Raw genomic sequence first — 17,930 nt, forward strand, 5'->3', positions numbered from 1 at the left:
CCAGTGGGTCAAAGTTCGACCGCCCAAACTGGGTCAGGATTCAGCCGCCGCCGACACTTGTCCCACCATCCCCAGGCGACGCCGGACTGCCCACGGCGAGCAGCTGTGTACCCGGCCTCGAACTGGAGGGCGCCGGTGATGGCTACCGTGCGATCGTCGGCGTCGGGGAGGAACCGTTCGAGGTAGCAGAGTGCCTCCATCGTCATGGCGTCCGCCGCGTCGAAGTGGGACGGCCCGGTATCCCGGTGCGCCTGCGCGGCCAGCCACGCGGCCACTCCGATTGCGTGCGGGTCCTCGGACTCCTGCGCCGCAACCATGCCTCGCTCGGCCACACGCCACAACAGGGCACTGTCGGGCTGGTAGGCGACGAAGAACTGCGACAGCGAGTACACCTCGGACAGGACCGCCTGAGCTGCCCGACGCTCAGCTGCCGTGTCCGTTTGACGTACGGCCAGTTGGGCGTCTCGGATCAGGCCAGGCAGCAGCTCCCCGATGACCTCTCGGTGGTTCGCCGCCTGGTGGCGTGCTGCCCATGCCGTCGCCAGCCGGGCTGCCAGATGCGCGGTTGACGGTGCCTGCCGGTCGCTGCCCAGCGTCAGTGTGTTCACCGCGGCCCGGACTGCTCCGAGCCTGGGGTGGCCCGGACCGATGAACAGTTCTGTCGGCGTGGACTGGTCGCCCGTCAGGTCGGACAGGTCGCGGACACGCAGCAGCTCGGCGATACGCAGCACGATCGGGAGCTTGGGCATCTGGAGCTGCCCTGTCTCCACCTGCTTCACCCATGAGGGCGACATACCGAGCAGCCCGGCAATAACCGGACGGCTCAGCCCGCGTCGGGTGCGGAGAATTTGCATGCGCTGACCGAATCCCATCGGGTCGGTGTACGGGTCCGGGGTAGCATCATTCGGCATGGCCTTGCCCCTCTCTGAACAGCTCGTCACTGTCAGGGTATGGGGCAAGGCCCTTTCTGTGTGCCGGTCCCAGCGGCTGCCTGGTCGGGGCCGTACCGCAGGCCATCACCGACCACGCAGGTGCCACCGGGCAGAACTGGCACAAAGTCGAGCAGGCGCTGAAGCGCGTGGTCCGGCATCAGGAGCCCCCAGCCGACGCCTGACGCGCGAAAGAGCCCCCTCCGCCCGAAGGCGGAGGGGGCAACCCCGCAGTGCGGGGACCATTTGACCTGCATACCCGAGCTGTCGCCGAAGGTGGGACCATCCCCGCACGTACGGGGACCACTCAACAAGAAAGCGGGTAGCAATACCGTTGATGGGACCATCCCCGCGCCTGCGGGGACCACAGTTCCTGACCTGCGGGTTTTACGCACCCAGACCACAAGAACCGGTGACGGACCACCCCCGCCTGCGCGGGAAGAACGACCGTAGCCACCGGCCGCCAGGACCACTCCCCGGACCACCCCCGCCTGCGCGGGAAGAACGTCGCTTCCACGGGCCGGATGAACGGCTACAGCGGACCACCCCCGCCTGCGCGGGAAGAACGTGAGCGGCGGGGTGCGGTCCATGGTCTGGCCCGGACCACCCCCGCCTGCGCGGGAAGAACAGTTCGACTACGTGTAGAGCCGTGCACCGGCGCGGACCACCCCCGCCTGCGCGGGAAGAACACCAGCGCGTCGTACGGTGCCCGCCGTTCCGGCGGACCACCCCCGCCTGCGCGGGAAGAACCGCCAGCTCGTCGACGGCTTCGAGGCCCAGGGCGGACCACCCCCGCCTGCGCGGGAAGAACTCCGGCGGTGACCAGGTCGGCGGCGACGTTCACGGACCACCCCCGCCTGCGCGGGAAGAACTGGGCCGAGCGCCAGGCCCGCGCCCTCGTGCCCGGACCACCCCCGCCTGCGCGGGAAGAACGCCCCGGCCACGCTGACGACCAGGCCGCCCGGCGGACCACCCCCGCCTGCGCGGGAAGAACGCGGACTGTTCGGTCTCGGTGTCGGCGGCGAGCGGACCACCCCCGCCTGCGCGGGAAGAACCGACGAGGACGAGAAACTGCCCCCGCCGGTGTCGGACCACCCCCGCCTGCGCGGGAAGAACGCCGTGTACGCCGTCGCCCTCAACGAGGACACCGGACCACCCCCGCCTGCGCGGGAAGAACGCGACCGGGGTGAGGACCACGGCCAGCTCGAACGGACCACCCCCGCCTGCGCGGGAAGAACGCGCCGCACGGAGCGTGCGGCGCCTTTGAGGTCGGACCACCCCCGCCTGCGCGGGAAGAACCCGAACTGGTCGTGCCGCCACCCCACCCGGGGCGGACCACCCCCGCCTGCGCGGGAAGAACCCGTCGCAGACCAGCGTGGCCGCCGGACAGATCGGACCACCCCCGCCTGCGCGGGAAGAACTCATGACCGGGTACGGCGGTCTGGTCGACAACCGGACCACCCCCGCCTGCGCGGGAAGAACGCGAACTGGAGGTCGGCGCCTTCCTCGCTGTCCGGACCACCCCCGCCTGCGCGGGAAGAACGTGTCCGAGCTCCAGACGGCCGAGGGGATCGCCGGACCACCCCCGCCTGCGCGGGAAGAACCGGAGGATGGCCAGGCGTTCGCCACCTGGCCACGGACCACCCCCGCCTGCGCGGGAAGAACATCGGTCGGAACCAGGCAACTGGATCCTCCACCGGACCACCCCCGCCTGCGCGGGAAGAACTCCTCCTGGAGCAGCAGTTCAGCACGCACGAACGGACCACCCCCGTCTGCGCGGGAAGAACTCCGGGTCAAGGCGGACCCACAGGATGCGGCGCGGACCACCCCCGCCTGCGCGGGAAGAACGTCCTCACCAACTGCATGGTCCTCACCGAGGGCGGACCACCCCCGCCTGCGCGGGAAGAACGCCGCCTCCCTCCACACCTGCCACGCCGGATGCGGACCACCCCCGCCTGCGCGGGAAGAACATCCTGCGGGACCTCCTCCCCGTGGTGACACCCGGACCACCCCCGCCTGCGCGGGAAGAACGCCATGGCCTCCGGCCAGCCGTCACCCTCGGACGGACCACCCCCGCCTGCGCGGGAAGAACTTCGTGCGGTCCAGCGTCCAGGCGTCCCCGACCGGACCACCCCCGCCTGCGCGGGAAGAACTTTGGCCCCTCAGTCGTGATCGTCTGGGGGGCCGGACCACCCCCGCCTGCGCGGGAAGAACGCCATCCCAGCGCGGCTACGCGGTCCCCAGAGCGGACCACCCCCGCCTGCGCGGGAAGAACTCGAGAGTGGCGCGCACCTCCCGGACATGCAGCGGACCACCCCCGCCTGCGCGGGAAGAACTGGTTGATCGCTTTGGCCATCGCCAGGATGTCCGGACCACCCCCGCCTGCGCGGGAAGAACAGGACCGACGCCAGTCCGCGATCGAACGCGAACGGACCACCCCCGCCTGCGCGGGAAGAACTCATCTCACTGCTCCTCAAGTCTCCCGACGCGCGGACCACCCCCGCCTGCGCGGGAAGAACGATGCCCATCCTCCGTACAGCGTCTCTGAACTCGGACCACCCCCGCCTGCGCGGGAAGAACCCTTTACGAGCTGCGGGTTTTCAGAGGCTTTGCGATCTCTTGACTTGGTCGCCGCTGGCTCATACCGGTCAGTGTGTCAGAGGTCGGTGATGGAATGCCCAGGTCTGACCGATGAGCTTGGCGGAGGGGGAGCGATGGTCGATGTTCGGGTGTGGGGGAAGGAGCACGGGCTCGTGGAGCCCTATCCACTGATTGGGCATCTGCTGGATACCGGGGTGGTGGCCGGGGCACTGTGGGATGGGTTCCTGGCTAGGTCGCAGCAAGAGGCGATCGTGGGGGAGCTGGGGGTCGAGTCGGACGAGGCGCGGTCGTTGGTCGCGTTCTGGGCCGGGTTGCACGATGTGGGGAAGATTCAACGAGGGTTCCAGTTTCAGCGGGATGCGCTCAGGCACGCGTCGTCTGCGGCGCTGCTGGCCGATGATGCGTTCGCGAGCCGTCTGGCGGGGGACAACGGTTCCTTGTCGCTGAGGCATCAGGTGGCGAGTGCGCGGGTATTGCCTTCGCTGCTCGCGGGGCAGGGGTACCCAGAGGGCAGTGGGCGGGCTGCGGGCCGGTTGGTGGTGCGGGTGGCGCAGATGCTGGGCGGGCATCACGGCCGGTATCCGCAATTGCCGCAGACGCGAAACGTGTTCGATCCGCTCAGAGATCTTCCGGAGCTGGGTGCCGGGGGCTGGGCGGTGCAGCGGCGAGAGCATGCGGTGGCGCTACGGGAGGTGTTGGGGCATCCAGCGGTAGTGCCGGACGGTGCGGGGCTGTCGGTACAGGTGGCGGTCGTGGTGGCGGGGCTCGTGGTAGTGGCGGACTGGTTGGCCAGTCAGGACGACTTCGTGTTGCGGCAGCAGACCGTTGCCACCGCCGATGGCGGGCTGGGTACGTTGGACGCGTTGCGTGCGCACGCTGCCCGTGCGGCGGCGGAGGCGCCGGCCCTGTTGAGGGGTGCTGGCCTGGACCGTGCACGGTTCACCGTAGGAGGCTTCCGGCAGCGCTTTCCGGAGATCGAGCAGCCGCATCCGTTGCAGGTCAGTGTGGACACGGAGTTGACGGAAGCGGGAGTGTTCGACGGCGGGCCGGGTGTCCTGCTGGTGACGGCGCCGCCGGGTGAGGGTAAGACCGAGGTCGCGCTTGCCGCGGCTGCCTCGATGGGCCGGGCGGCGGGGTGCCCAGGGGTGGCGTTCCTGCTCCCGACCAGGGCGACAGCCGATCAGCTCTACGGACGGGTGGCTGCGTTCGGTAGAGGAAATCTGCTGGGAGACGCGGCGTTGACGCTGCTGCATGGCGCCGCCGATCTGAATGAGCAGTACGCGCCGGATGAGCTGCCGGAGCCGCGGACACTGACCGACGAACATGACGTATCACAGAGCGGGGTGTCGCTGTCGGCGGGCCGGTGGCTGCGCACGCGCGGCCGGGGATTGCTGGCTCCGCTGTCTGTCGGCACGGTCGATCAGGCGCTCATGGCGGTGCTGCCGCTGCGGCACAACGCGCTGCGGCAGTTGGGCCTGGCCGGCAAGACGGTGGTAGTCGATGAGGCGCACGCGTACGACGCGTTCACCCATGCACTGCTGCTGCGGCTGTTGGTCTGGCTCGGAGCCATGCGGGTCCCGGTGATCCTGCTGTCGGCGACGCTGACCGGGCGTACGGCCGCCGGAATGGCCGAGGCATATCTGACAGGCGCCGGACGGAAGCCGGGTTCGTACGAGCTGGCCGCGCCTTCGTATCCGGGCTGGCTGTACGCAGACGCCGCCACCGCCGCAGTCACGCTGCCGGGCGGGCCGATCGGCACCAACCGGCCGTCCAGGCTCGATATCGACCTGCTGCCCGTGGCCCATACCTATGATCCCGCAGTCGGGGGCGGCCGACTGGCAGCGCTACTCCGGGAGCTGAAGCCCGTTGTGGACGCAGGTGGTTGTGTGGCCGTGATCTGTACGACGGTCGGCGAGGCTCAGCAGACGTTCAGCGCTTTCCGCGACCACCTCCGCCAGCGGTACGGGCCGGAATATCAGGGCTGGGACGACCGGGTGGCATACGCAGACGAACCTGCGAGCCCGGCACGAGGCACCTCGTCGCAGGTGGGACCCAAGCTGCGGCTGTTGCACGCGCGGTTCCCGGCCCGGCGCAGGAGTGCGATCACCCAGGAGGCCGAAAAGTGGTTCGGACGTGTGGGCAAGGAGGGCGTGCGGCGTCCCGCACCGCCGCGCGGCGCAATCCTGGTGGCCACTCAGGTGATCGAGCAGTCCTTGGACATGGACTTCGACCTGATCGTTTCCGACCTCGCACCGATGGCACTGTTGCTGCAGCGGGCTGGACGGGTCTGGCGGCACCGGACGACCGCTCCGTACCGTCCGTCGTGGAGCCGTGGCCCACGGCTGGCGGTACTCGTCCCGGTTGATGGCAACGGGCTGCTCCTCGTCCCGAAGTCGTGGGGTGACGTGTACGCACCATCGCTGTTGCGTCGCACTCTCGAATCCCTCGAAGCCAGGGCGGGAAAGCCCGTCGACGTGCCCGGCGATGTCCAGGAACTCGTCGACGGCGTCTACGACGCGGAATTCGCGTCCAAGACCCCCGAACTCCTGCTGAAGGAGGACATCGATCGGCTTACCGAAACCATGGCGCGCGAGGGACTGGCGAAGCTGGTGACCATCCCGAAACCGGGCGATGTCAGCTCACTTGAGCAACTCACCAGCAGCGACGCCGATGAAGACATCATCGCGACGCGGCTGGGCGTGGACGCTGTCCTGACCCTGCCCGTATTCGAGGACGCCGAGCAACGGCGATGGCTGGACGAAAATCACCGTGTGAGGTTCCCGGAAGACGGTGACGCCTCGGGCGGACGCTTCTCCAGGGCCCTGGTGCGTGAACTTCTGGGCTACGTCGTGCCCCTGGCACACGGCGACTGGCGACTGGCCTGCACGGCCGCCAACGAACCACCGGCCGGGTGGCAGGACGAACCCAAGCTCGCAGGAGTCGTCCTGCTGCCGCACACCACCGGCCCGGACGGGCCGGCCGGGCCCGCACTGGGCAAGCGGCGACTGACGCTCCACCACGAGTTGGGTCTGGTGACCGAGCGGCTCGCCTGACAGGCAAGAGATCCAGGCCGCTCTATCAGATCGGGGCACACCCATAAGCGCCTTTCCCAGGATTGCTCAACTCACCTTGTTTTAAGCGTGATCGGCGCTACCGTCGATATCGGCGCAGGCCAAGGTCTGCTGCGGGTCTACCGGCATCCAGTCATGGGGACCCGTAGTGCGCCGCCCGCCACGGATCCACCTGGCACCCCGTCATGGGGACCCGTAGCGCCCCGCTCGCGCGGGGAGCGGCCTCAGCGGTTGACCGGCCCGCTCATCAGGATCGGTCCACCTCCGCTCGTGCGGAGACGCGCACCACAGTACGCGGCAGCCTCAGGGCGTACCCGTAGTACGCGGCAGCCTCAGGGCGCATCCGCAGTGCGCGGCAGCCTCAGGGCGTATCCGTTCGACGTGAGAACCGGAGTGACCAGCTCGTGTCCACCGAAACACCTACCGCGCAGGCCAAGCCGTCCCCCTTCTACGACCTGCTCACCGAGCCATGGGCCCCCGTCTCGATGCTGCCCACCGCCGATGGGCCGGCCGTCCCTCGCAGTCTCGGTCTCTCAGGGGTGATGCTGGAGGCGCACCGTATCAGCGGTCTCTCCGTCGCGCTGCCGCCGGCTGCTTCCGGACTGATGCGGGTGCTGTACGCCATTGCCGGGCGGATCACCGGTCTCCACGAGGCGGACAATATGAGGGAGTGGGCCGACCGTCGGTACGAACTGCTGGATGGTGGGGGGCGGTTCGCACAAGAGGCTGTGGAGGCATACTTCACCCGCTATGCCGACCGGTTCCGGCTCTTCGATACCGAGCGGCCATGGATGCAGGACCCGAGGCTGCGTGCTGAGTGTCCGAGCAGCTCGGGCGTCAACAAGCTGGTGATGGCGCGACCGGCGGGTAGCAACCAAGTGTTCTTCGGGCACTTCACTGATGCTGAGCAGGTGCCGCTACCGTCCGCCGAAGCGGTGCCGCACCTGCTGGCGCAGCTCTACTACGGGCCTGCCGGTCAGTGCACGCCGCGGACCGTGGCGGGGCAGCGATTCGGTAACTCCTACGCCGGTCCGTTGCGCAAGGTGCTCTCGTACCATCCCTTGGGGCGTTCCCTGTTCGAGACGTTGCTGCTGGGCCTTCCGTATCCGGACAGGTGGCCCGGGGAGCGGGACGCCGTACCCGATGCCTGCCCTTGGGAGCGCGATGAGCTGCCCGACCCGCTCGCCGTGCCGACAGCGCCGACGGGTCCTCTGTCGGCGCTCACCGAGCAGTACCGGCACGCACTCCTCCTCACCCCTGGCCCCGAGGGCCGCAGCGTAGTGGATGCACACATCACGTGGGCGCTGCGCGTCAACCGGCCCCCGCACGAGGACCCGTACCTTCTGTGGGACGAGGGCAAGGACCTGCTCAAACGACCCCGGGAGGCGAACGCGGACCGGGCGTTGTGGCGTGACCTGGACGCGCTGGTCACCGAGACCCGCGACGATTCCGGCCACCGTCCCTCCGTGCTGAGTGACCTGAACAGCGAGCTGCCGCAGGAGGTCGAGGACTCGCTGCGTGTGCAGTCCCTCGGTTTCGACCAGGACGGCCAGACCCGCGACCGTACGTACTTCACCAGCTTCACCCCACCGCTGTTCGCCCTGCTCCGGGTGTCGGACGACGAGGCGGACAAGGCACTCAGGCTCGGCCTCAAGGCGGGCCGCGACGCGGCGGAGAAGGCAGCCGGCCGACTGGAGTACGCGCTGCAGACGGCTTGGCGCGCCTACACCACCCCATTCGAGAGCGACCGTTCCGGGGGCACCGCCAAGGACCGGCGCAAGCGCGGCGGACCCTGGCCCGCACTCGCGCTGGCCGCCTACTGGCCCGCCGCCGAGCAGCGGTTCTGGCAGTCACTCCATGCCCGGGACTTCGCGGGGAGCGATCAGGAGTTCGGATGGATCGCGCTGCGCGAGTACGACGCGGTGACCCTTCAGATCGCCTCCACGCCTCGCGGTGGCAAGGCCCGCGAGGAGGCGCGCGGACTGGTGAGGAGCCTGCTGCGCGCCCGGCCGCCCCTGGGCCCCGCAGGGTCTGCGGATTCGGCTGCCTGAGCACCACCGGCGGCGCCCGACCATCGAACCGTACGAGCCGGAGACGGCGATCGCGCCGTGTGCAACGGACCATCGTACGAACGCAGCAGCATCCCGACCACCAGACCCACGGCGGAAGCAATGAGCGTAACAAACTACGTACAGGACGACCCCCCGACCGACTCCCAGGCCATGTACGGGACTGGGGCATCCACTGAGCAGCAGCCCAAGCCACGGAACCCCGAGCTGGTCAAGTACGACGAGTTTGCCGACCGGGTGCGGAGGCTGTGCCGGGAGTCGCCGGGGGCGCAGTCCGCGCTGCGGGCGGGGCTGGGCAGGCCGGTCACCGAAGTTCCCGCCCGTATGCACGCGGCTTTGCTGCGGCCCGGTCTGATCCGAGAGGACCCCGAGGGCCGAGGCTACGCGGACAAGGAGCGTGCCTACTATGCGGTCGCCGCGCTCATCGCCGCCCGTCCGCGGGCCCAACGCCTGTCCGACGCCGCAGACGCGAACGCGGCGGAACTCGGCGCGAGAGGATCCCTGCTGGGAGACGGATACTCCGGTGCGGTCACTGCGGTCACTGCGGATGATCACGGCGAGGGCACCGCCCTCGCCCCGCACAAGTCCGGTGTGGACGGAGCCAGTACGGTGTTCCGTCCACGCGGAACCAGCCTCGGCGAAAGCTTCGCGGACGCTGTTGGCCGGCGCAGCCCCGACCAGTTCAAGTCGGGCGCAGCCGAGTCACGGCTGCACTTGCTCGTGCGCCAGGACCTCGACGGCGCCCACCGGATGCTGCCCAGTGTTTTCCGCTGGCTGGGATCGTCCGGCGTCACGCCGGACTACGCCTGCCTGCTGCGGGACCTCACCGGATGGCGTTACGGACACGACATGGTCGCCACCCGCTGGCTCCAGGCGTTCTACCGGTCGTTGCGCCGCCAGGAGGCGGCGGCAGAGGAACGACCTCCAGTCCCCGGCACGTAGCACCGGCCATCACGATGGCCCCTCTGCAACTCCACGTGCTGACGCTGCCCCTGGCCTGCTCCCGCGCTCCTTAACGCGTACGCCTCGACCCGTACGCCGTCTCCGCTCTCACCAGAAGGATTCCCGCGATGCCCACCGCACCCGCCCCGGCGCCCCGCTTCCTGGACCTGCACGTCGTTCAGACCCTCCCCTACAACAACGTCAACCGCGACGACCTCGGCTCGCCCAAGTCACTGACCTTCGGCGGCACCACCCGTACCCGCGTATCCAGCCAGGCGTGGAAGCGTCCAGTGCGCCTGGCCGTGGAGGAGGCCATCGGCGAGAAGGCGCTGCGCACCCGGCGGCTGCCCGAGCAGGTCTTCCGGGAGCTGGTCAAGCGGGGATGGCCGGAGGACCTGGCCGCGCTGGCGGGCGCGCAGATCATTCGCTCGACAGAGACCAAACTCGCCCTGGAGAAGGGCGACCGCACCACCGCGTCCCTGCTGTTCCTGCCCGACAGCGCCGCGCCCGCTCTCGCGGACATCGCCGAAAAGCACCGGGAGTCACTGGCCAATGCCCTGGGCAAAGCTGCCGCGACCAAGCCGCTGCTGCCCAAGGACGCCGTCCACGAGATCCTGCGCTCCCGTAACGGGTCCATCGCGCTGTTCGGCCGGATGCTCGCGGAAATCCCCGGAGCGGGTGTCGACGGCGCGGTGCAGGTGGCGCACGCGTTCACCACGCACACCACCTCCGTACAGGCCGACTTCTTCACCGCGGTGGACGACGTCAACCAGTGGGCCGAGGACGCGGGCAGCGCACACATGAACACCGGCGAGTTCAGCACCGGTGTCTACTACCGCTACGCCACCCTCGACCTGCGCGACCTCGCCTCGAACGTAGCCTCCCTGACCAGCCCGCAAGACCGCCCCGCCGCACCGCCGACCGAACACGACGCGGCGTATCTCCGCGACTCCGGCACCCTGCGCGACCTCGCCACTGCCTTCGCCACCGCGTTCATCGGGACCGTGCCCGGCGCGAAGAAGACGTCCACAGCGCCGCACACCCACCCGGACCTGGTCCATGTCGCGGTGCGACCCGACCGGCCGCTGTCCCTGGCCGCCGCGTTCGAGGAGCCGGTACGGGCCAGGGAGCACGGCTGGGGAGGGCCGTCCCGACAGGCGCTGAGCGAGTACGCGGCCCGTATCAACCGACTGTTGGGCACCGGCGAACTCCCCTACGCCGCTCATGCGGGCCTGGACGAGAAGCCGCTGCCCGGCCTGGGCGCTGTGGCCGCCTCCTACCCCGAACTGATCGCCGGCGCGGTCGACGCCGCCTACCCTGCCGACAAGGCGGCCAGCGCGTGACCGGGTTCCTCCTCCACCTTGCCGCGCCCCTGCAGTCATGGGGCGAGCACAGCGCCTTCACTCACCGCGACACCGCCCCTCACCCGACCCGCTCCGGACTGATCGGCCTGCTCGCCTCTGCCCTGGGCATCCCCCGTGCCCAGGCCATCGCGGACGGAGAGGACCGCGAGGCGCTGTTCGCCCGGCTCACCCAGGTCCGCTTCACGGTACGTGTGGACCGCCCCGGCACGGTTATGGGCGACTTCCACACGGTCGGGGGCGGCTACCCCCAGCACTTGACCGTACCCACCGCGAAGGGTGCCCGCCGCAGTGCGCACGGGGCAACCATCGTCTCCACCCGCCACTACCTGTCCGACGCCGCGTTCACCGTCGCGGCCGATTTCACCGACGGGAGCCTCGCCCAACGCTGCGTCGATGCCGTGGCCGCACCACGCTGGCCGCTCCACCTCGGTCGCCGATCCTGCCCTCCCGGCGCCTTGCTGCTGCTCGGCGTCGACCTCGCGGACCCGGCCGCCGAGCTGAGCCGAGTTCCGCTGGCCCGGCGCCCCCCACACACGCCACCGCCGTCAGGCACGGTGGACGTCCGATTTACCAGCGACCAGCCCTTCCCGACCCACGCGGACCCGGTGAGTTCCGCACAGCCGGACGGCCCGCCGACGCCCGCCACGGTGACCGTGCTCAACGATGAACCGGTCCGTCTCACCGCTCGCGACCGCGTCTACCGGGCACGGCCCGCCCACAGCACCACCCGGCCCCTGCCGGTAACACTCTGCTCCGGCTACGGCGCCGCCTACCTCGATGCCGTCACCGACTACCTGCGCCCGCAAGGAGCCACGTCATGACGCCCACCGACACCGCGACGACAGCCGCCGTAATGGCCCAGTCGGCCGCCGATCCGGCCGGCGGAGGAGCGTGGCTGACCCGGCTGCTGCTCAACCCCCGCAACCGCGCCGTCCAGCGCGACCTGCGCAACGTCTCCGACCTGCACCGCACCGTCATGACTCTTGTTCCAGACCACCTTGGCGAGGCTCCCCGAGCCCAGGCCGGAGTCCTCTTCCGGCTGGAGACCGACGGCGTGGGCGAGCCCGTCCTCCTGGTCCAAACCCGTACGCGTCCGTCCGCCGACCGGCTCCCCGCCGGCTACGCCCACGCCGAGGTCCGCTCCATGGGCACGCTGCTCGGCGCACTGTGCCCAGGGCTTCTTGTCCGCTACCGGCTCGCTGCCAACGCTGTGCGCCGCTGCGGCCCCAACAGCACCGCCGGCCGCTGGAAACAAGCCATCCCTCTGCACGGACCGGAAGCCGACCAGTGGTGGACCGACCGTGCCGCCACCGCCGGCCTGGCCCCGCGCACCTTGGTGTCCCGGTCCGCCGACACCGCCACCACCTGGCACACCACCACCTCGAACCTGGCCCCGGCACCTGCTCCATCGACTGCCCCCGGCACAGGAGCCGGTGCCGGGAGCCGCGCCGACCGCCGCGTCGACCGGGCGGTCACCCTCTTCGAAGGAACCGCCCTGGTGACCGACCCCGCCGCGCTGCGCTCCGCCCTCCTGAGCGGTATCGGACGCAGCAAGTCCTACGGCTGCGGGCTGCTCAGCCTCGCACCCGCCACCCCATGGGCGTGATGCCGGCCATGACCTCCAACCGCCGCGCCCACACTCCGACCTCCGCCCGCCGCCGCGTCGCCTCACCCACCCTGGCCATGCTTCCTCGCGTTGGCGACTCGCTGTCCTTCCTCTACGCCGACATCGTTCGCATCGTCCAGGACGACACCGGCGTCTGCGCCGAAACCACCAGCGACGACGGGGACATCACCCGCGTCTACCTGCCCACCGCCTCCCTCAGCTGCGTGCTGCTGGGCCCTGGCACTTCCATCACCCAGCCCGCGCTCGCGACGTTCGCCCGCCACGGCACCACCGTGGTCTGCACCGGCTCTGGCGGCGTGCGCTGCTACTCCGGCACCGTCCCCACTTCCCTCACCACCCGCTGGCTCGAACACCAGGTCCATCAGTGGAGCGACCCCGACCGCAGACTCGCGGTCGCGCGGCAGATGTACATGTCCCGCTTCCAGATCACAGTCCCCGCGGCCACCACCCTGGAGCAGCTACGCGGCATGGAGGGTCAGCGGATGAAGGCGCTGTACAAGCTCCTCGCCCAGCAGCACCGCATCGGCCGCTTCCGCCGCGCCTACGACCCCGATTCCTGGGACACCCAGGACCCCGTCAATCTTGCCCTGTCCTCGGCCAGCACCTGCCTGTACGGAATTGTGCACTCCGCCCTCGTCGCCCTCGGCTGCTCGCCCGCCCTCGGTTTCGTCCACCAAGGCACCCAATCAGCCTTCGTCTACGACATCGCCGATCTCTACAAAGCCGAACTCACCGTCCCCCTCGCCTTCTCCCTCCACGACTCACCCAACTCCGATGCCGCTGCCCGCCGCAGCTTCCGCGAACAGCTTCGCCTGTTCAAACTTTTGCCCCGCATCGTTGCCGATGTCCAGACCCTCCTCGCCCCCGACGAAGCCGAACCCCTCGCCGACGGCCACGCTGTCGAGATGGTCAACCTCTGGGATCCCACCACCGGATCTGTCCCCGCAGGCGTCAACTACGCCACTCAGGAGACCCCCGATGCTCCATGACGGCACCAGTCATTCCACCGCAGAACCGGGCCTGCCATGCCGACCATGACCGTCCTGGCCACCACCGCCGTCCCCGACCACGTACGCGGCGCCCTCACCCGCTGGATGATCGAACCCACTCCCGGCCTCTACGTCGGAACCCTCTCCGGCCGCGTCCGCAACGAACTCTGGGCCGTTGTCGCCGCATCCATCGGTCCCGGCGCTGCCGTCCTCCTCCACCCAGAAGCCAACGAACAAGGCTTCGCCATCCTCACCGCCGGCGAGCGCCGTCGCACTCCCATCGACTTCGACGGGCTCGCCCTCATCGCCTTCCGGCCCCGAGACGAACAGGCCCCGCCCCTGGGAACGGCCGAGCGCAACCCATTGGCAGCCGACTGAGGAAGCGGCTGCATTTATGGACTGGAAACAACCCGCACGGCGCATCAGGTACCGGTGCTGCCAGTAGACCGAACGCCGGACCACACCACCATCTCTGATCTCTTCAGCGTCCCGTGATCGCACCTGGGGCGAATCCGCCCCGTCACCAGTTGCTGTGGGTGCCGGTCAGCGTTCGACTTCGGTTCTGTCGTCGCCCCAGAGGGTGTGGAAGGCGCCATCGCGGTCGATGCGGTGGTAGGTGTGTGCGCCGAAGTAGTCGCGCTGGCCCTGGGTGAGGGCAGCGGGGAGGCGTTCGGCGCGCAGGGAGTCGTAGTAGGCCAGGGTGGCGGCGAAGGCGGGGGTGGGGACGCCCTGGGTGACGGCGGTGGCGATCACGGTGCGCCAGTCGTTCTGTGCGGCGGCGATCTCCTGGGCGAAGCTCTCGTCGGAGAGGAGGCTCGGCATCCGAGGCCGGGTTTCGTAGGCGCTGGTGATTCTGTCGAGGAACGCGGCCCGGATGATGCATCCGCCGCGCCAGATCGCGGCGACCTCGCCGAGGTCGATGTTCCATTCGTATTGCTCGCTGCCGGCCGCGATCTCGTGGAAGCCCTGGGTGTAGGCGACGATCTTCGAGGCATACAGTGCCTGCTCGACCTGGGCGGCGAATGCCGCCGCCTCGTCCTCGCCGAGCTTGCGGGCGGTCGGTCCGGCGAGGTGGCGTGAGGCATCACGGAGAGCGGCGTGGCCGGAGACGGAGCGGGCGAAGACCGCCTCGGCGATCCCGGAGACCGGTACGCCGAGGTCGAGCGCGATCTGTACCGTCCAGCGGCCGGTGCCCTTCTGCTCGGCCCGGTCCTGCACGATGTCGACGAAGGGCCTGCCGGTGGCCGCGTCGGTGTGGGCGAGGACCTCCGCCGTGATCTCGATCAGATACGAGTCGAGGCGCCCCGTGTTCCAGCTGCGGAACGTCTCGGCGATCCGCGTGGGGGAGTAGCCCGCGACGGCCCGCAGCAGGTCGTACGCCTCGGCGATCAGCTGCATGTCGGCGTACTCGATGCCGTTGTGGACCATCTTCACGAAGTGCCCGGCACCGTCCGGTCCGATGTGGGTGGTGCAGGGCGTGCCGTCCTCGGCCTTCGCGGCGATCTTCTCCAGCATCGGCCCCAGCGACTCGTACGACTCGGCGGAGCCGCCGGGCATGATGCTCGGCCCGTTCAGCGCGCCTTCCTCACCGCCGGAGATCCCCGCTCCGACGAAGTGGATCCCGCGCTCGCGCAGCTCCTTCTCGCGCCGTCGGGTGTCCTCGAAGTGGGCGTTGCCGCCGTCGATGACGATGTCGCCCTCGTCCAGCAGCGGAGCGAACTCCTGGATCACCGCGTCGGTGGGATCCCCGGCCTTCACCATGATCACCAGGCGGCGGGGGCGCTCCAGGGCGGCGACGAACTCCTTCGGCGTCCGCGCGGCGACGAAGGTGCCCTCATCGCCGAACTCCTCGATCAGGGCGTCCGTCTTCGCGGTGGTGCGATTGTGCACGGCAACGGTGAAGCCGTTGCGCGCGAAGTTCCGGGCGAGGTTGCGGCCCATCACCGCGAGCCCTGTGACGCCGATCTGCGCAGTGCCGCTCATCTGTGTGCTCCTGCAAATCTTGGGGATATCGGGATGGATCCAGTATGGACAGGGGCCGGGCGGACAGCGCGTTCAGCGGGTACCCGCGCCCGCCCTCACGGCGCCGGTGAGGCGGCCGTGCCCTCGCCGGCGGGGAGCGGCCCCACGCCGGGCACGCCGTCGTCCTCGTCGTCCGGGATCACATGCATGGCCGCTTCCTCGGCCGATGCCGCCGCACCGTCGATCCCGACGTCCTGCGCGGTCAGGGTGGACGGCACGCTGCCGTCCGCCTGCTGGGTGAGGCGCCCCGCGCGGCCGGTGCCCACCTCGGTGTCCCAGAGCTCGCCGTCCCCGTCGGACAGGTCACCGGGACCGTCGTCGGTGGAGCCGGAGATCTCGGGGAGCTCCCTGGTCAGACGGCTGTCGAGGGATTCTCCGGAGTGCTGCTCGGCCGCCGTCGTGCCTTGGCCCTCGACCGCCCACGGACGGTCGGGCGGTGAGTACCCCTCGTCCAGGACATCGGTGACTCCGGAGGTGTCCAGGGTGTCCTCGGCATCGAGCAGGTCGGCGGGGTCGGAGGCTTCCGGCTCCTGGGGCTGGTAGACGTCGTCCCCCCGGTCGGTGTCGGTCATGGTGTGTCCTTTCTGCCCGCCGTCACCACCTTCGGCGGTGCGGACAGCTTGATGCCGAACAGCGCGAGAGCTCTACCGTCCCCTCTACGCAATTCCACTCCGGTCGGGCCGCCGCCGCAAAGGGAAGATCAGCACCCGGCCCGCCCGCGGTGGGGCACCCGTCCCTTCCTCCGCAGCTCAGGGCCCCGGCCTCGACCGGGCGGGCACCCTCTAGGGTTGCCACCCATGTGGTCAGGACATCAGTCGCCCGGGGGCGATCACCATCCGTCGGACCCGCCGCAGCCGCGACAGGGGCAGCCGAATCCGTATCAGCAGGGGCCGGATCCGTATCAGCAGGAACAGCAGTCTCACGGCAGGCCAGAACAGGTCCCGTGGGCGATGCCGACCGTACCGTCGGGCAGCCCGGCACAGCAGCCGCCGCCCGCGCCCGGCGGCGGCGGGAAGAGCGCGGTCATCGCCGTGATCGCGGCCACCGCCGTCGTCATTGCCACCGGGGTGACCGGATTCCTCCTCCTGGGCAAGGACGGGGACGACGGCAAGGAGGCGTCACCCGGACCGGCGGCGTCGACGTCGGCGTCCGCGTCACCTGCGGACGGAGCGCGCGGCGCCGACGGACCGGTCCCCGTCGTGCCCGGCTGGAAGGTGGTGGTGAACCCCAAGCGCGGCATCGCCTTCGACGTGCCCGTGCAGTGGTCGCTCAAGGCGGTCGACTGGGCCAGTTACGTCGCCGAGGACAGCGACCCCGAAGAGACACCGCTGGTGGGCTTCTCGGCCCCCGCGATGCTCAAGGAGAAGTGGTGCCGGTCCGACGAGGACAAGAACGGCACCGAGGAGAACACCCCCCTGGCCACCGCGGGTTCCCGGGGGGAGAGCGAGGCGCGGAGCACCGAGGAAGCCGCCCGGAACAACGCGGAGCTGTGGGTCTACGGGGGCTACGCCCAGCCGGACAGGGACAGGGTGACAACCGGTGCCGCCCGGCCGTACACGACGAAGTCGGGCATCTCCGGCAGTGTGGCGACGGCCACGTCGTCCGGTGCGGTGCGGACGGGCCGGTGCGACAACGACGGAAAGGCGACGGCCTTCGCTTTCAGGAACGCGAAGGGGGAGATCGTCTCCTGGACCTTCGTCGGGGTGCGAGGGGTCGGGGACGAGGTGCCCGAGTCGACGGTGCGAAAGATCCTCGGCACGGTCCGGCTGATGGGTGACGCCTCCTGAACGGCTCCTGAACGCCTCCTGAACGCCTCCTGCGAAAGTGGGTGAAGCGGCCGACGTCGAAGAAGACCTCGACCCGCGGCGCGGTCCGCCCGGACACCCCGGCGGACCCGCGCCCGCCCTCCCCGCCGCACGTCCCGCGCGGGCTCGGCCGTGCCCGGCCGGACGTACACTCGGTCCATGGGTCGCACCGCTGATGTGAGGAAGTGCCTGCAAGAGGCCACCTCCGTGCTGCGCCCGGCCGCTGCCGCTCCGGCAGCTCCCGCAGCGGCGATCGCGCCCGCCGACGGTGCCCCCGGAACGGGCCGCACCGCTCTGCACGGCCACGGTTAGCGATCTTCGGCGGTTCCTGTCCGGGGCACCGCCCCCGACCCGCTGTCCCTCCACGCCCCCGGCAGCGCCTCGGCCGGGCTGAACCGTCGCGCCCGGCGATCGCCGCGCGCGAGATCCACGTCACCGGCTCCACAGCATCACCGCAGCATTCGGCGTACCGCCCGTGCTGCTGCCCGGCGACGGCCGCACGACCGGGCCC

The 17,930-nt window shown here is 70.1% G+C and carries 12 protein-coding genes, 1 pseudogene and 1 CRISPR repeat array; of the genes and pseudogenes, 10 read left to right on the forward strand and 3 right to left on the reverse strand.

The features are described 5' to 3' along the window. Positions 1 to 47: 47 nt before the first annotated feature. Positions 48 to 911: pseudogene (locus A6A29_RS17850) on the reverse strand (helix-turn-helix domain-containing protein); the annotation flags it as partial. A 434-nt stretch (positions 912 to 1,345) separates the two neighbouring features. Further along, positions 1,346 to 3,509: a CRISPR direct-repeat array (repeat unit 29 nt; unit sequence CGGACCACCCCCGCCTGCGCGGGAAGAAC). A 134-nt stretch (positions 3,510 to 3,643) separates the two neighbouring features. Here A6A29_RS17850 and A6A29_RS17855 point away from each other — a divergent pair. From A6A29_RS17855 to cas2e, 8 genes are all read left to right on the forward strand, one after another. Then, positions 3,644 to 6,583 (forward strand): CRISPR-associated endonuclease Cas3'', encoded by a 2,940-nt coding sequence (locus A6A29_RS17855; RefSeq protein WP_073721092.1) that lies wholly within the window; start codon positions 3,644 to 3,646, stop codon positions 6,581 to 6,583. A 422-nt stretch (positions 6,584 to 7,005) separates the two neighbouring features. Further along, positions 7,006 to 8,652 carry a type I-E CRISPR-associated protein Cse1/CasA gene (gene casA / locus A6A29_RS17860; RefSeq protein ID WP_241838534.1) on the forward strand — a complete coding sequence of 549 codons (1,647 nt, stop codon included), beginning with the start codon at positions 7,006 to 7,008 and terminating at the stop codon, positions 8,650 to 8,652. A gap of 120 nt (positions 8,653 to 8,772) precedes the next feature. Beyond that, on the forward strand, positions 8,773 to 9,612 hold the full coding sequence (gene casB / locus A6A29_RS17865; protein ID WP_073721093.1) for a type I-E CRISPR-associated protein Cse2/CasB: 840 nt from the start codon (positions 8,773 to 8,775) through the stop codon (positions 9,610 to 9,612). A gap of 128 nt (positions 9,613 to 9,740) precedes the next feature. Further along, the gene (gene cas7e, locus A6A29_RS17870) at positions 9,741 to 10,955 is read left to right on the forward strand and encodes a type I-E CRISPR-associated protein Cas7/Cse4/CasC (RefSeq protein ID WP_073721094.1); all 1,215 of its coding nucleotides are present in this window, start codon (positions 9,741 to 9,743) and stop codon (positions 10,953 to 10,955) included. After that, complete coding sequence (cas5e, locus tag A6A29_RS17875) at positions 10,952 to 11,797, forward strand: type I-E CRISPR-associated protein Cas5/CasD (RefSeq protein WP_073721095.1); 846 nt, start codon at positions 10,952 to 10,954, stop codon at positions 11,795 to 11,797. Before cas7e ends, cas5e begins: the two co-directional genes overlap by 4 nt. Further along, positions 11,794 to 12,582, forward strand: a complete 789-nt coding sequence (locus tag A6A29_RS17880) for a type I-E CRISPR-associated protein Cas6/Cse3/CasE (protein ID WP_241838535.1) — start codon at positions 11,794 to 11,796, stop codon at positions 12,580 to 12,582. Before cas5e ends, A6A29_RS17880 begins: the two co-directional genes overlap by 4 nt. 8 nt (positions 12,583 to 12,590) lie before the next feature. Then, positions 12,591 to 13,592, forward strand: a complete 1,002-nt coding sequence (cas1e, locus tag A6A29_RS17885) for a type I-E CRISPR-associated endonuclease Cas1e (RefSeq protein WP_073721096.1) — start codon at positions 12,591 to 12,593, stop codon at positions 13,590 to 13,592. A 36-nt stretch (positions 13,593 to 13,628) separates the two neighbouring features. Then, positions 13,629 to 13,970: a type I-E CRISPR-associated endoribonuclease Cas2e gene (gene cas2e, locus A6A29_RS17890; protein ID WP_073721097.1), complete on the forward strand. Its 342-nt coding sequence runs from the start codon at positions 13,629 to 13,631 to the stop codon at positions 13,968 to 13,970. 165 nt (positions 13,971 to 14,135) lie between these two features. Here cas2e and gndA read toward each other — a convergent pair whose 3' ends face one another. Both gndA and A6A29_RS17900 read right to left on the reverse strand, forming a co-directional pair. Next, entirely contained in the window at positions 14,136 to 15,575 is a 1,440-nt protein-coding gene (gene gndA / locus A6A29_RS17895; protein WP_073721098.1) for an NADP-dependent phosphogluconate dehydrogenase, read from the reverse strand. Between the two features lie 95 nt (positions 15,576 to 15,670). Then, positions 15,671 to 16,186, reverse strand: a complete 516-nt coding sequence (locus A6A29_RS17900; RefSeq protein WP_073721099.1) for a DUF5709 domain-containing protein — start codon at positions 16,184 to 16,186, stop codon at positions 15,671 to 15,673. Positions 16,187 to 16,411: 225 nt separating this feature from the next. On the opposite strand from A6A29_RS17900, the gene A6A29_RS17905 reads away from it, so the two are divergent. Then, positions 16,412 to 17,401: a hypothetical protein gene (locus A6A29_RS17905; RefSeq protein ID WP_073721100.1), complete on the forward strand. Its 990-nt coding sequence runs from the start codon at positions 16,412 to 16,414 to the stop codon at positions 17,399 to 17,401. Between the two features lie 177 nt (positions 17,402 to 17,578). Then, positions 17,579 to 17,731 carry a hypothetical protein gene (locus tag A6A29_RS45275; protein WP_158074409.1) on the forward strand — a complete coding sequence of 51 codons (153 nt, stop codon included), beginning with the start codon at positions 17,579 to 17,581 and terminating at the stop codon, positions 17,729 to 17,731. Positions 17,732 to 17,930 lie beyond the last annotated feature (199 nt).

This window comes from Streptomyces sp. TSRI0281, assembly GCF_001905125.1.
Classification (GTDB): Bacteria; Actinomycetota; Actinomycetes; order Streptomycetales; family Streptomycetaceae; genus Streptomyces.